Below are 13,905 nucleotides of genomic sequence, written 5' to 3'. Positions count from 1 at the left end.
CTATCTCAGCCGGTGATTAATCTAATTGATAACCAAAATTCTTCAATTCCCTGTCGGAACTTCTCCAGTCCTTATCTACCTTTACGAAAGTTTCAAGATAGATTGATTTTCTGAAGAACTGCTCCAAAGCCTTTCTGGCTTCCGAAGCCACTTTCTTGAGAGCCCTTCCCTGACGACCGATAATAATACCTTTCTGAGACTCTCGTTCAACGTATATCACAGCGTTGATATGTATGCTCTTGGCATCCTCCTTGAAGGTTTCCACCACCACCTCTACAGAATACGGGATTTCCTTGTCATAATACAAAAGGATTTTCTCTCTTATTATCTCCGTAACGAAGAAACGTGCCGGCTTGTCGGTCAGCTGATCCTTGCCGAAATAAGGAGGAGAATCCGGAAGAAGATCCTTAATTCGTTTCATCACTACATCGACATTAAACTTTGCCATGGCTGAAATAGGGATTATTTCGGCATTTGGCAACATCTCATGCCATTCCTCGACAAGTTTGACCAGAATATCTTGGTTTATGAGGTCTATCTTGTTTATAAGCAACAAAACCGGAACATTCATGTTTCGCACCTTCTCCATAAATTCAGTGTTCTTGTCCGGTTTTTCCACTGTATCTGTAACATATAGCAAAACATCGGCATCAACCAGTGCCGACTGCGAGAAGTTAAGCATTGATTCCTGAAGCTTGTAGTTAGGTTTCAATACCCCAGGAGTATCCGAAAATACAATCTGCATATCATCAGTATTAAGTATTCCCATAATACGATGACGAGTGGTCTGTGCCTTGAATGTTGCGATGGATATTCTTTCGCCCACCAGCAAATTCATCAATGTAGATTTTCCTACATTCGGGTTTCCTACAATGTTTACAAATCCGGCTTTATGCATAAAAAATTACCTCATGAATACAAAAAAACGCATCTGACAGGGATGCGTCTTTTTGTATATTTGTTAATGAATATATTTCAAATATTACTTGTTTCCGTCATAACCCCACTTAACATAAGCAGCACCCCAAGTAAATCCGGCACCAAATGCAGTGAAGATCAGGTTATCGCCTTTCTTGAGTTTCTTTTCATAATCCCATAAGCACAAAGGCAATGTTCCGGCACTTGTATTACCGAAATGCTGAATGTTCAGCATCACTTTCTCGATAGGTACACTTAGTCTTGAAGCAACAGCGTCAATGATTCTGAGATTAGCCTGATGAGGAACAATCCAGTCGATATTATCCTTGTTCAAGCCATTACGCATTGCAATCTGTTCTGTAACGTCAGACATATTTGATACTGCATATTTGAATACAGTTCTACCTTCCTGATACAAATAATGCATCTTGTTGTCTATTGTAAAATAAGAAGGAGGACATACAGAACCACCGGCCTTCATGTGAAGGAATGGAAGTCCCTTACCGTCTGTACGTAATATAGAATCCATAATACCATAATCCTCAGTTGTAGCTTCAACCATGCAAGCTGCAGCTCCGTCACCGAAAATAGGACATGTGGCACGGTCGGAATAATTAACCATAGATGACATCTTGTCTGCACCTACAATAATTATCTTTTTATGTCTTCCCGACTGTATCATACTTGCAGCTGTTTCCATAGCATAAAGGAAACCGCTACATGCTGCCTGCAAATCGAATGCGTATGCATTTTTAAGTCCCAGCTTATCGCACAATATAGATGCTGTAGAAGGGAAATGATAGTCAGGAGTAGTTGTTGCAACTATAACACAATCTATAGAGTCAGGGTCCGAATTTGTTTTCTGCATAAGCTGTTTTGCAGCTTTACGCGCCATATATGATGTACCCAAACCTTCTTCGTTAAGAATACGTCTTTCCTTAACGCCAATACGAGTCATGATCCACTCGTCATTAGTGTCAACCATTCTTGACAGTTCTTCGTTTGTAAGTACATAGTCAGGTACATACCCGCCAACACCTGTTATTACCGCATTTATTTTTTCCATTATTTCAAATTTTAGTTTGAATCCTAAAAATAAAGCCGAAGAGCCGAAGCCCTCCGGCTTTATTTCCTCAAGAACATAAACTGTTCATGACAAAGCTCCGTATTAATTATAGAGCAGCTTCTTTTTCAATCGCTAATTTACCTCTGTAATAACCACAAGCTCCACAAACTGTGTGATACACATGCCATTCACCGCAGTTTGGGCAAATAGCTAAAGTAGGAGCAACTGCTTTATCATGAGTTCTTCTCTTAGCAGTTCTCGTTTTTGATTGTCTTCTTTTAGGATGTGCCATTTTACTAAAACTTTATTTAATTATTATTTAATATTTTCTTTAATGCGTTCCAACGAGGATCTATTTCATCAGCGCCGCCTGCCTCATCATCTTCTGCTTCTTCAGCATTTGCCTCATTGTCACCTTCATATCTCATGAAGTCATTCAACTTCTCTTGCATCTGCTCGTTGCACTCACCTTCTTCGTGCACTATTCTATATGGAAGACTAAGATATGCAAATTCGTATATATACCAGGCTACGTTTATTTTTCCTTCAGCTTCAGGTACTACAACAATTTCCTCGTCATCAGAGAACTCCTCTCCGAATTTTACGTTCAGTACATTGTCTGTATCAACATCCACCTCAACCTCATCGAGACATCTGTCGCATATACCTACAACAAATCCCTGAATATGAAAGTTCAATTTAAATGCCCCTATTCCTTTCTTCACTGTCACAGAGACTTCCAAATCACCCTTTTCTATTCCTGTAGCCTCAATCAATTTAAAAAATTCATCACCAACCCTATAGTTATAAACGGCTGATGTTTCTCGCAATTTTTTTAAATCTATATCATATAATTCTATTCTTTCCAAGTCTCAACACCATATAAATCGGGCGACAAAGTTACAAATAATAATTCATTATTTCTAATTTTTCCACTTATTATTTTGTCAAAAAAAACAATTTTGACAAAATCAAATACTCTTCATTACAAAGGAACGCTATTCTTTAAATTATACATAAGGGAAAAGAATCTATTAGTCAATGCCAGAGATTTATTATTAAAACAATTATTCTATCTTTGTGCCGTCTCCACCAAAAAGCGGATATTTATGAACAGATTATCACAAGAAACCATAGATTTCATACTGAGCCATCGCAACGATGATGTCCGACAGCTCGCGCTGAAAATAAACAAAAAACAGGACATCGATTCAGAAGAAGCCATCGTACAAATAGCCGGATGGCAAATAGCCAAAAAGAAGATTCCATCATGGGCCGCAAATGATGAAATAATCTACCCGAAGCATCTCTCAATGGAACAATGTTCTTCGGAAGTCACAGCCCGATATAAATCCACATTATTAAAAGGAGACACAATGGTCGATCTGACTGCCGGCCTTGGAGTTGACTGTTATTTCATTTCAAGAAATTTCAACAAGGCTCATTACGTTGAAAGGATGGACTATCTCTGCAATATCGCCAAGCATAATTTCAAGACACTCGGAGCCGACAATATTGAAATCCATAATGACAATTGCATAGAATACCTGAAAGACATGCGACCGGTGGACTGCATTTTCCTTGATCCTGCCAGAAGAAACGAACACGGAGGAAAGACTGTGGCAATAACAGATTGTGAACCAGATATCACCAAGATAGAAAATACGCTGGTTGAAAAAGGAAAGACTGTTATGGTAAAGCTATCTCCTATGCTTGACATACATTCTGCACTATCCGAACTAAAATTTACAGACAGCCTACATATTATATCTGTGAACAACGAGTGCAAGGAACTTGTAATTATCCTCAAAAAGGAATCACTACATGAAAACAATTCACACGATGAAACGATGATAAATTGCGAACAGATTACCAGCAACGCGACATCCCAACATTTCAGCTTCACATTCGAGGAAGAAAAGAACGCCAAAACCATATTTGCGGAAAAACCGGGTAAATATCTGTACGAACCGGGAGCTGCCATACTAAAGGCCGGACCATTCAAACTTTTATCATCAAGATACGGAGTGGGAAAGCTGCATATCAACAGCCACCTTTATACGTCAGACGAAATGATAGACTTTCCGGGAAGAAGATTCGAAGTAATAGAGACATCTTCTTTCAGCAAAAAAGACCTGAAGACATTTCTAAAGGATATTGCAAATGCAAACATAACGATAAGGAATTTCCCTTCGACTGTAGATGATCTCAGGAAGAAGCTAAAAATTAAAGAAGGAGGACAAATATACATCTTCGCCACGACACTGAACAACGGAGAAAAAGTACTGATAAAATGCAAAAGCATCAGGTAATTTTTTATGCTGATACGTTTAAAAAAAATGGACTGTCGTTTTAAGTAAAACGTGCGCACATTTAAGTTCAAACGTGCGCACGTTTTATTTTGAATGTTTGAGTGGTTGGAAAACAAGCATTATTGTCATCATCAAACTAACGTTCAAATCGCCAGAAATCCAGCATAAATAGGTTTTTCTGCTGTTTCTTACAACCACGGAAAACCAAGTATAAATCGTGTATTCCGGCCTCTGCCTCTACATTGGTTTTGAAAGTCTTGAATTCAGTTTTAGAATTGATAATATCTACATGCCCTATACATTTACCATCCGGAGCATCAAGCCTTATCTCAATACTACCACCATAAAGATGACATGACGCTGAAACTAAAAAAGAAGATGCGCCGTTGCCAAAATCAACACCACGAAGCATAAGATATTCACCATCATCAATATCCGTAACCAACTGATTCCAATGATCGGCAGCCTGTTTATTTTTCGGAACAGTTTTCAACCCATATCCCCAAGCCATCGTTTCAGCTTCCACCATACGATAAGGATCAAACGGTTCTATCTGATTTAGATTACAATCATGAAAATATGGAAGTTCATGAATTGTTCCATCAGAATTGTATGTCATTTCGGCAAGTGATACAGAACGGCGTTCTGCATGACGGCTGGTCTGAAGACGGAATATATCATAGTTCTGACCAAAACAATATGACCGTCCTTTATAATCAATTATTCCAGGGTGATTACCTCTTGTACGTACTGTATGATCCATTATGTGTCCCTTATATTCCCACGGTCCGGTAGGACTGTCACTCATGGCATATCCTATACCTTCCGGACAACATGTAGAAGCGAAAGCCAGATAATAGTGTCCGTTACGCTTATAGAACCAAGGTCCTTCCTGATAATCTTCTATATGTGGCATCTTAACGATATTTCCCGAATATGAAATCATATCCTCATTCAGTTTTACCATATAGATATTTGGATTTCCCCAATACATATACGCCTGACCATCATCATCAACAAGGACAGTTGGGTCTATATCATCCCAATGTTCTTTCTGCCAAATCAAAGGCTTGCCTATAGGATCTTTGAAAGGGCCATATGGCGAATCTGCCACCAGCACACCTATACCGTGACCATGAATAGGACAATACATATACCACTTACCGTTTCTGCCAACAACACATGCAGCCCATGCGCCATTATCACCTTTATACCACTCAAAGTTTTTAAGTGAGGCAACAGCCCCTCTGTCCTGCCAGTTCACCATATCTGTAGACGTGTAAAGCAGCCAATCCTTCATTTTGAATCCTTCTGCATCATCCTCATCGTGCGAAGTATACAGAAAGACAGTATCATTATACAACATTGGAGCCGGATCTGCAGTATACTTTGTCTGTATTATCGGCATATTAAGTTTCACATCATCGGCAGTCTGAGCAGCCAATCCGGAAAATGCCATAAGGGATAAAGCCGGAATAATAGTTTTTGTCTTCATATTAATTATTTTTTATGGTTAATACTTCTAAATACATCAGACATATGTTTTAAAGCCCTAACAAGAGATGGTCGCCAGTAGTTCCAGTCATGCCCACCTCCATATATTCTCAATTGATAATTCACTTTTTTATCGCGAAATGCCTGTACCAATGCAATGTTGGCCTCATAAGTAAAATCCTTATCTCCACAATCAATAAACCAATCCACACCTTTCCATGCATCAACTCTTCCATCTGAAATTTCATTTACTGTTCGTATTGGATTATGGTCTTCAACCAACTGCTGTCTCCACTCCGCTGAAGGATCATCTTTAAGGAATTCCAAATATTGACGACGCAGATATCCGCTCATAGAGTACACAGACGAAAATTTATCAGGATGAGAGAGACCGTACACTATTGATGCTCCTCCCCCCATTGAATAACCGGCTATGAACCGGCTATCTTTACGTCCATCAACATTATAGTTCCTTTCAATATAGGGTATAAATTCAAGAAAAAAGAAATCTTCATATTTCCAGTGAGGAGCATTAAACCAAATCATATTGTTCTTATTTCCTTCCGGACATACAATTATCATTTCCTCCATCTCTCCACAATTTATCAGACTATCTGCCACTACACGAAGATTACCATATGTCTCCCAATCCGTACACGAACAATTGCCTCCATGAAGCAAATAACACACGGGATATTTTTTATTCTTTTCTTTACCATAAGATTCCGGCAAATAGATGGAATATTCACGCGACGAGATTCCTTCAAGAAGTTTACATGGCATACTTGTATTCACAATTTTTCCATTAGAAAAAACTTCCCCCGCCAACACGACAGAAAAGAGAAAGAATAATATTTTTTTATATCCAAGTATTGATTTCATTCTTTATACATTAAAACTTTACAACTGTTTTATATCCATCATATAATATTTCGCGTTCAGATATTCCATTTTTAGATATAAGGATCACTTTTATATTTCTCCCCTCTCTTCTATTACCAAACTTTCCACTTTTATCAAAAATGGTAAATACCCTTTTCTTGTTGTTCCACTCCATCTTTATCTCACTAAATAGTCCAGACTCATAATCATAGTTATTACCATTATCTTCATAAAGACAAAATTCACCATCAGCGTCATTGAAAATACGTATTTCAAAATCTGCCCCTGACAATGATGAAGTGGTAGTAAGTTCAGTCGATAAAGGAATAATGCTACCTGCACGCACAAAAGCTGGAATATTCTCTATTGAAACCCCCGTTTCATACCACCCATTATTGCTAGCATAACTATTATCACGAAAATCATACCATCCACCTTCTGTTTCAGGCAAATATACACACATTTGATTTATTTCAGGTTCTAAAACAGGAGTAACCAATAATGAACGACCGAACATATACTGATATTTCAATGACAGTGCAGTAGTATCCGTTGCAAAATCCATCACCAAAGGACGCATGATGGTTCCACCACGGAATGTTACATCCGCAGCACAAGAATAAATATAAGGGAGCAATGAATAACGTAACGAAAGAGCATTACGGGATATTCGCATAACATCTTCGCCATAATTCCAGAACTCAGTATTGCTCATATAGCCATGCACACGCATTAACGGCAGATAGACTGAAGTCTGCAACCATCTCAAGAATCTTTCATGATAGTTTTTATCTGTATATTGATTAGAAGGACGGAAAAAGCCTCCTGCATCATATGTCCACCAAGGCAATCCGCACACTGATATACCTAACCCGGCCACAATCTGACGTCTAAGGGTTTCCCAATCATTACCGACATCACCCGACCATGTGGCTACCCCATAACGTTGTATACCGGGGAAAGCACTTCTTGTAAAAAGCATCGCACGTTTATTATCAATATCACGACGGAATCCTTCATAGACAGCCTTATTAACAATCAGCGGATAAGCATTTCTAAACATCTCTCCCGGATATTTTCCATTACAAACCTTGCGGTCCAAAAGGTCATCATTCTCCGGTTCAGTAGCATCCAGCCACAAAGCATCTATATTGTATCTGCCAACAAGACTGTCGCGCATATTGGCCCAATAATAATCAGCTGCATTCTGATTGAAAAAGTCTACCCATTGGGTACCGTTTATATAATAACCTTTTTGCGAGAAATCCTAACCTAGACATGAAGAGGGATCTATCTTTGACCATATTGACAGCATAAATTTCATATCCATTTTATGCAGGCTGTCGGTCATCTCTGCCGGAGAAGGATAAAACTCTTCATCGAAACGCATTGCATTCCATCCGTATTTACCCCAATACTGCCAATCCTGGACTATCATGTCAACAGGTAAAGATTCTTTTCTAAAACGGTTTGCTACATCCAGCAGTTCTGATTGTGAATGAAAACGCTCGCGGCAATGTATATATCCCAATGCCCACAAAGGCATCATTGGTATGCCACCAGTTAACTCACGATAAGACGATATAACTTCATCAGGCTTTCCTGCAAAAAAGGTATAATCAATACCATTTGATACAGGCGAACTAAACACTGTCGTATCATCTACTTTTCTATAATATACTTTAGGAGAATCTTCTTTAGTCAGTTCTGAAACAAGTTTATGACGTCCTTCAGACAGTTTCACTATCACAGATGTTGTTGGAGGAAGCCACAAATTATTCATATCAATCACAGTACTGTCATCTATAACAAGATTATGTCTGCGAGCCATCCTGCTGCCTACGTCAAGCATCAATGAATAGCGTCCGGATTCTTTAATGTCCAATTCTGCCGTAAAGATGTTACTATGACGGACCTCTGTCACACCACCTGTTGTAGAAGTAACATTTACAGTAGTTGCATGTCCTTCTCCTGCTTTAGGTTTCATATCTACATAATCATCACACGGATTGAAGTCTGTCAGCCCATAGTTATTCCACAACAATCCATAACCTTTATTCGACATAATAAAAGGGATTGATATCTGTGTATTAACATGTGTAAGCCTTCTTGTAAGTCCGCGCACATCAAGATTATTGTCCTGGAACTGCCCCAGTCCGTAAAGATGTTCGTCTTCGGGAGAATGAAAGCCTTGCATAGAAATATAAGTTCTGCCATTCTGAATTTGTGAAGGAGAAATATTATGTTCTTTTTCTTTCAGCAACAATCTACCATCAGGTGATAAGAAGGTTATTGTATTTTCAGAAACCTCTATTACCAATTTCTTCAATATTATTATGTCTTTACCATTTCTTTTTACCGATTTAAAACGTACAGACTTACCTTCAACATATACCATTTCAGGAAGTTCATAAACTTCACCCACTTTTTTTACTATTCTAACAGCATTATCGGCCAAAGGCATGACTATTATACTGTCATGTCCTCTCCAAAAGCACAATTCATTATTGTCACTTACGGTTGCATTAATATTACCACATACAAAAGTTGATAATAATATAAAATATAAAAAACACACGTTTCTCATAAGAAAAGACAAAATCAATATATTCTAAAGTTACCAGAAACATGAAGCATAGATAACATATATACCATACCTGAATAATATCTATATTTACCTATTGGGAACTCCTGTTTCCATAAATCAGAGACATATTTTTTAGCTAAGGCCTTATTTTTCAAAGCAAAAGCGCCAACAGCATTAGCACCTGCCATACCAGACGAATATTCTCCGGTTGGATTATTTCCGTTCAAATCAAACTGTCCATGCTTAAAATCATCCGATTCAAAAAAACTCAACAAACGTTCCATCATATCAGATTGGTTGGTCTTATCCTTTCCAAACATATAGTAATCCATCCCCACATTCATTGCACAACGTATTGCATCATACTGATAACGTCTTGCATCATAGTCTTCTTTCCAATCGGGTTGATGCGGAGCACCATCAAAGCATGAGTAATCAGGGAAAAGACCAGTTATAGGATGTGAAGCTTTGACTAATAATTTTCGTGCTGCATCAGGAGTCTTTGCCCAAAAATCTTTATTTGAATTACTCCATAAAGCCCATAATTCAAAAAAAGCAGGCAAGTTATATGAAGGATCAGTAAAGTTCCACATTTCTCCTTTAGGAACAAAAGTTATTAAAAAAGAATCCGTATTAAACATATTACGTATTTCTCCTTTATCTCCTTTTGACATAATATCATAAAGAATCTGCTGTCCCTCCTTTTCATAATTTATCTCTCCATTATTTCCCCACCTATGTGAAGCAAAAAACAAAGATGTAATAAAATATACTTCTCCATCAGTAGCGCAACTAGGTTCCACTCCTATTTTGCTGCCATCAGTATTACATTGCCATGCAAAATAGCCTTGCCATTTACCAGATTTATAATGCATATTCTTTTTAACCCATCTCCAAATACGGTCAAATTCTGTACGTCTATCCATCTGCACACTTATCATCATACCATAAGACATTCCCTCAGTACGTACATCATTATTTCCTGTATCCAATATATATGCTGTTGTATCAGAATCTTCAAAATAAACTTTGGTTGTAGGATTAACAAAAAAATGATTCCATATATCACTTATTTTCTTGTTAGTTTCTCTATCTGATATACCTAAATATTCTTTAAACAGATTTTTATATACTTTTGTATAGAATGAACCTTCTTCTATTGTTGTAGCTTTACATTCCACATACCACAATATACCAGCTACAAAAAACAAAACACTATATAATATATTTTTCATAATTAATTAATATAAAAAGCTCATCATTTAGAGAACTCCCACCAATCAAGATTAAATAATTTACAACCTTTGCGGCCACGGAATACAAAATATACATCATGCACTCCGGTAACAGCAGTTTTAACTTCACTATTAAATGTTTTCCATTCTTCCCATCCACCTGTTGTAGGAATGTTGACTTCTGCAATCTTATTTCCTGCAATACTGTCTGTGCGTACTTCAATTGTACCTCCACGCAAAGCACTGGCAGCAGTTATGCGGAAAGATTTTGGTCCTTTTTTACCAAAGTCCACTTCTCTTACCTTTATATAATCACCATTATGAATTTCAGAAATATAAACTCCAGTCTTTGCATTTGGTTCGGACTTGACTCCTTCTGAAAAAGCAATTGTTTCGGCTTCAACTCTTCTGTAAGGATTAAATGTAGAAACAGGTTTTACTCCTTCTTTGGTAGCATTTATTATAGGGAAAGTGCCATCCGGATTATATTTGAATTCCTCAATAGCCACTGAACGTCCGAATCCACCTCCACCTGGCAATTTGCCGGTGTGATAGAAGAAGTACGAATTGCCCTTATAATCGGCTACACCACAATGATTAGTAAAGGATCCTGTGTCCTGAAGCGGCATAATCTCACCCATATATTTCCACGGTCCTTCAGGACTGTCACCCATAGAATATGCTATATGCTCAGGCACTCCACCCGCAGCATAGAGCAGATAGTATTTACCATTCCGCTTGTAGAACCAAGGTCCTTCTGTATATGTATCTTTATATTTCTGTCCCTTTATTCTCTTTTCAGGATTTGGTGCACCAAAACTTTCAACTGTCTGTTCCAGTTTTTTTACTTCCCCCTTAATCGATACCATATCCTCATTAAGTTCTGCAAAATAAATATTCGGATTTCCCCAATACAAATATGCTCTACCATCATCATCAATAAACACAGACGGGTCTATAAAATCCCAATTACCATCATACAGCGGCTTTCCTATAGCATCACGGAAAGGTCCTGTAGGACTATCTCCCACAGCCACTCCTATTGCCATAGCATTACTTAGTTTTGAGTGCAGACACACATACCAGTAGAACTTTCCGTTACGTTCTATACATTGTGCTGCCCAGGCTCTGTCATCAGCCCAACTGAATGATTCTATAGCTAGCGGAGAGCCATGATCTGTCCAGTTCACCATATCTGTAGTGGAATAAACCCTCCATTCCTGCATCCAGAAAAAATCTGCTTTATCTTCATCATGTCCTGTATACAGATATAAAGTATCATTATGCACAAGTGGTGCCGGATCGGTTGTAAACCATGTTTGTACTACAGGATTTTGTGCTGCAGCACCAGATACCAATGTTAGTGCAGCCAAAGCAAATATATTTTTCATGTCTTTCATAATCATCATTTTTTAGTTATTACCAATCCTCCATTCTTTGGAATGGAAATCTTAAGTTCTTGTTTTTTATTTATTTTTATCTCCGAAGCTTTACCATTAAGTTTAGCATCATCAGAGTATAATGTTACTGTTTCGCCGGCATTGAAGAAAGAAGAAAGGTCCAGATTCAATTTTAAAGTCTCGTCCTGTGCATTTACTCCTGAAACAATCCATTTGTCACCATGCTTGCGTGCCATTATTATATATTTACCGGGATATCCATCTATGAACTTGACATCATCCCAAGTTGTAGGAACCTTCTTCATGAAGTCCACAGCCCATACCGGTGCATCTGTCAGATTATTCGGTGCCATTGCAAAATGCTGTACAGGACTCTGAAAAAGAACTGCAGTAGCCAGTGCAAAAACATCAGAAGTAACCCTGCGGCTGCCTCTAGGTTCGTTGGCTGCATTATAAAATTTGTTTAACGTACTGCCACCGAAGTCCATGCTACCTATAGTGTTGCGCACAAACGGATGAATACATGCATTGAATGCATCTGCATCGCAGCTTCCCTGTGAGAAATTCATATTCTCACTGGCAAGAACAGCCTCACTGGCTGCATAGTTCGGATACATTCTCTCCCATCCTCTTGGAATCGTACAACCATGAAAGATAACCAGTAATCCATAATCATTAGCATCAGCAAGTATATCTTCATATAGTTTCATTGCCATTTGTTTGTCACTTCCAACGAAATCCACCTTAATACCCTTTATGCCAACCTTCTGCATCCACTGCATTTCTTTTCTGCGTTTAATGGTATTATCCATTTTTCCACGAGGTCCCTGGGGTGCATCATTCCAATAACCATTTGAGTTATACCAAAGATAGAGACCTACATTCTTTGATTTCGCATAACGTGCCAGTTCTTCCACCTTGTCATACCCCACCTGTGTATCCCATAATGCATCAACTAGTACTGTACGGTATCCCATGTCGGCACAAAAATCAATATATCGTTTCTGGTCATTGTAAGTCATACTGCCATCACCGGCAATAATCCAACTCCATGTACCGCAACCATACTCTGCAGTATAGTCCTTTGAAGCTTCATACAAAGGCTCTACAACGTCAAAAGGTACAGTAGTTTCAACTATTGGTGCCAAAGTACGTCCTACAGTAATAGTTCTCCAAGGTGTCTTTCCAGGAAGAGCCATTCCCGGTACTGAAGTTCCGTTGCCATTGAATTCTCCCGGATTAGGAAATCCTATTTTATACGTATTACCGTTACCTCCCATCAAGTGTGATGCACAATAATAACTGTCAACCCCAGTTTCTGAAACAAGAATCCATCCTTTATCGGAATTACGGAACAGACACGGGAAAGTATATCCTTCGCCCCATCCGTTGCTTCCTGTAGCAGCATCCAATGTATATGGAGTTTCATAACTTGGAGAAGTTCTGGCAAAACCACCCATCGGACCACTCTGAGGGCAAAGGAAAGTTGTAGTTCCATCAGGCATTGTAAACCCTGTAGCCTCATCTTCTATCACGCAACAAAGTGTATTTCCCTTAGGATAAACCGTATAACGAAAAGCCACATCATTGTTTGAGACACTGAATTCCACGTCAAACGCCGTCTTACCATCCTTCATAAACGGTACAATAGCCTTACCTGCACTATATTTAACACTACTTTTCTTTATATTAGGCAGATTATACTCGTTCTCTATTAGAGAAACTTTTACATCTTCACCTATTGACAGCCCTGATGTGAAATCTCCAATATTTGTCTTCATACCAAGAGGAGATGATGCTATGAACAACTCATCATCGTATGTCACACTATATGTGGCCTTACCGTCAGTGTCCGAAACCATCACTACTAATCTTCCGTCCGGACTTGATATTTTTCTTTCTGCTGCACTTACACACATTCCCATACAAATGAGACAACAAAAAAACAAATGTTTTCTCATAATCCTCAATATTTTAAAATTTACAATATTATGTATGATGCCTACCTATT

11 protein-coding genes and 1 pseudogene are annotated in these 13,905 nt (G+C 38.4%); 1 reads left to right on the top strand and 11 read right to left on the bottom strand.

Translation table 11 applies throughout. The features are described 5' to 3' along the window. Positions 1 to 16: 16 nt before the first annotated feature. The 4 genes from era to OCV82_RS03365 all read right to left on the bottom strand — a co-directional run bounded on the left by era (position 17) and on the right by OCV82_RS03365 (position 2,814). Positions 17 to 898 (bottom strand): GTPase Era, encoded by an 882-nt coding sequence (gene era / locus OCV82_RS03380; protein ID WP_154043126.1) that lies wholly within the window; start codon positions 896 to 898, stop codon positions 17 to 19. An 84-nt stretch (positions 899 to 982) separates the two neighbouring features. Further along, positions 983 to 1,984, bottom strand: coding sequence for a beta-ketoacyl-ACP synthase III (locus OCV82_RS03375; RefSeq protein WP_154043125.1), 1,002 nt, complete (start codon positions 1,982 to 1,984; stop codon positions 983 to 985). Positions 1,985 to 2,090: 106 nt separating this feature from the next. Then, complete coding sequence (rpmF, locus tag OCV82_RS03370; protein WP_007559879.1) at positions 2,091 to 2,276, bottom strand: 50S ribosomal protein L32; 186 nt, start codon at positions 2,274 to 2,276, stop codon at positions 2,091 to 2,093. A 16-nt stretch (positions 2,277 to 2,292) separates the two neighbouring features. Next, positions 2,293 to 2,814, bottom strand: coding sequence for a YceD family protein (locus OCV82_RS03365; RefSeq protein ID WP_235339009.1), 522 nt, complete (start codon positions 2,812 to 2,814; stop codon positions 2,293 to 2,295). A 279-nt stretch (positions 2,815 to 3,093) separates the two neighbouring features. Here OCV82_RS03365 and OCV82_RS03360 point away from each other — a divergent pair, with 279 nt between their 5' ends. Continuing rightward, complete coding sequence (locus OCV82_RS03360; protein ID WP_154043123.1) at positions 3,094 to 4,296, top strand: class I SAM-dependent methyltransferase; 1,203 nt, start codon at positions 3,094 to 3,096, stop codon at positions 4,294 to 4,296. 136 nt (positions 4,297 to 4,432) lie between these two features. Here OCV82_RS03360 and OCV82_RS03355 read toward each other — a convergent pair whose 3' ends face one another. From OCV82_RS03355 to OCV82_RS03325, 7 genes and pseudogenes are all read right to left on the bottom strand, one after another. Next, a complete protein-coding gene (locus OCV82_RS03355; protein WP_394802642.1) occupies positions 4,433 to 5,791 on the bottom strand; it encodes a glycoside hydrolase family 43 protein in 1,359 nt (452 codons plus the stop codon). 5 nt (positions 5,792 to 5,796) lie between these two features. After that, on the bottom strand, positions 5,797 to 6,585 hold the full coding sequence (locus OCV82_RS03350; protein ID WP_235339007.1) for an alpha/beta hydrolase: 789 nt from the start codon (positions 6,583 to 6,585) through the stop codon (positions 5,797 to 5,799). 97 nt (positions 6,586 to 6,682) lie between these two features. Next, positions 6,683 to 7,252 carry a DUF5110 domain-containing protein gene (locus OCV82_RS15185; protein WP_353880940.1) on the bottom strand — a complete coding sequence of 190 codons (570 nt, stop codon included), beginning with the start codon at positions 7,250 to 7,252 and terminating at the stop codon, positions 6,683 to 6,685. 48 nt (positions 7,253 to 7,300) lie between these two features. Next, positions 7,301 to 9,070 (bottom strand): annotated as a pseudogene (locus OCV82_RS03340) (glycoside hydrolase family 31 protein); the annotation flags it as partial. 203 nt (positions 9,071 to 9,273) lie between these two features. Continuing rightward, positions 9,274 to 10,494 carry a glycosyl hydrolase family 8 gene (locus OCV82_RS03335; protein WP_154043120.1) on the bottom strand — a complete coding sequence of 407 codons (1,221 nt, stop codon included), beginning with the start codon at positions 10,492 to 10,494 and terminating at the stop codon, positions 9,274 to 9,276. Positions 10,495 to 10,517: 23 nt separating this feature from the next. Then, a complete protein-coding gene (locus OCV82_RS03330) occupies positions 10,518 to 11,894 on the bottom strand; it encodes a glycoside hydrolase family 43 protein (protein WP_154043119.1) in 1,377 nt (458 codons plus the stop codon). A gap of 5 nt (positions 11,895 to 11,899) precedes the next feature. Further along, positions 11,900 to 13,819, bottom strand: a complete 1,920-nt coding sequence (locus tag OCV82_RS03325) for a glycoside hydrolase family 97 protein (RefSeq protein WP_394802644.1) — start codon at positions 13,817 to 13,819, stop codon at positions 11,900 to 11,902. Positions 13,820 to 13,905 lie beyond the last annotated feature (86 nt).

This window comes from Bacteroides cellulolyticus (assembly GCF_025567135.1).
GTDB classification, from domain to species: domain Bacteria; phylum Bacteroidota; class Bacteroidia; order Bacteroidales; family Bacteroidaceae; genus Phocaeicola; species Phocaeicola cellulolyticus.
Note: the sequence above shows the minus strand (reverse complement) of the source record. Positions and strands in the feature narration are given on the sequence as shown.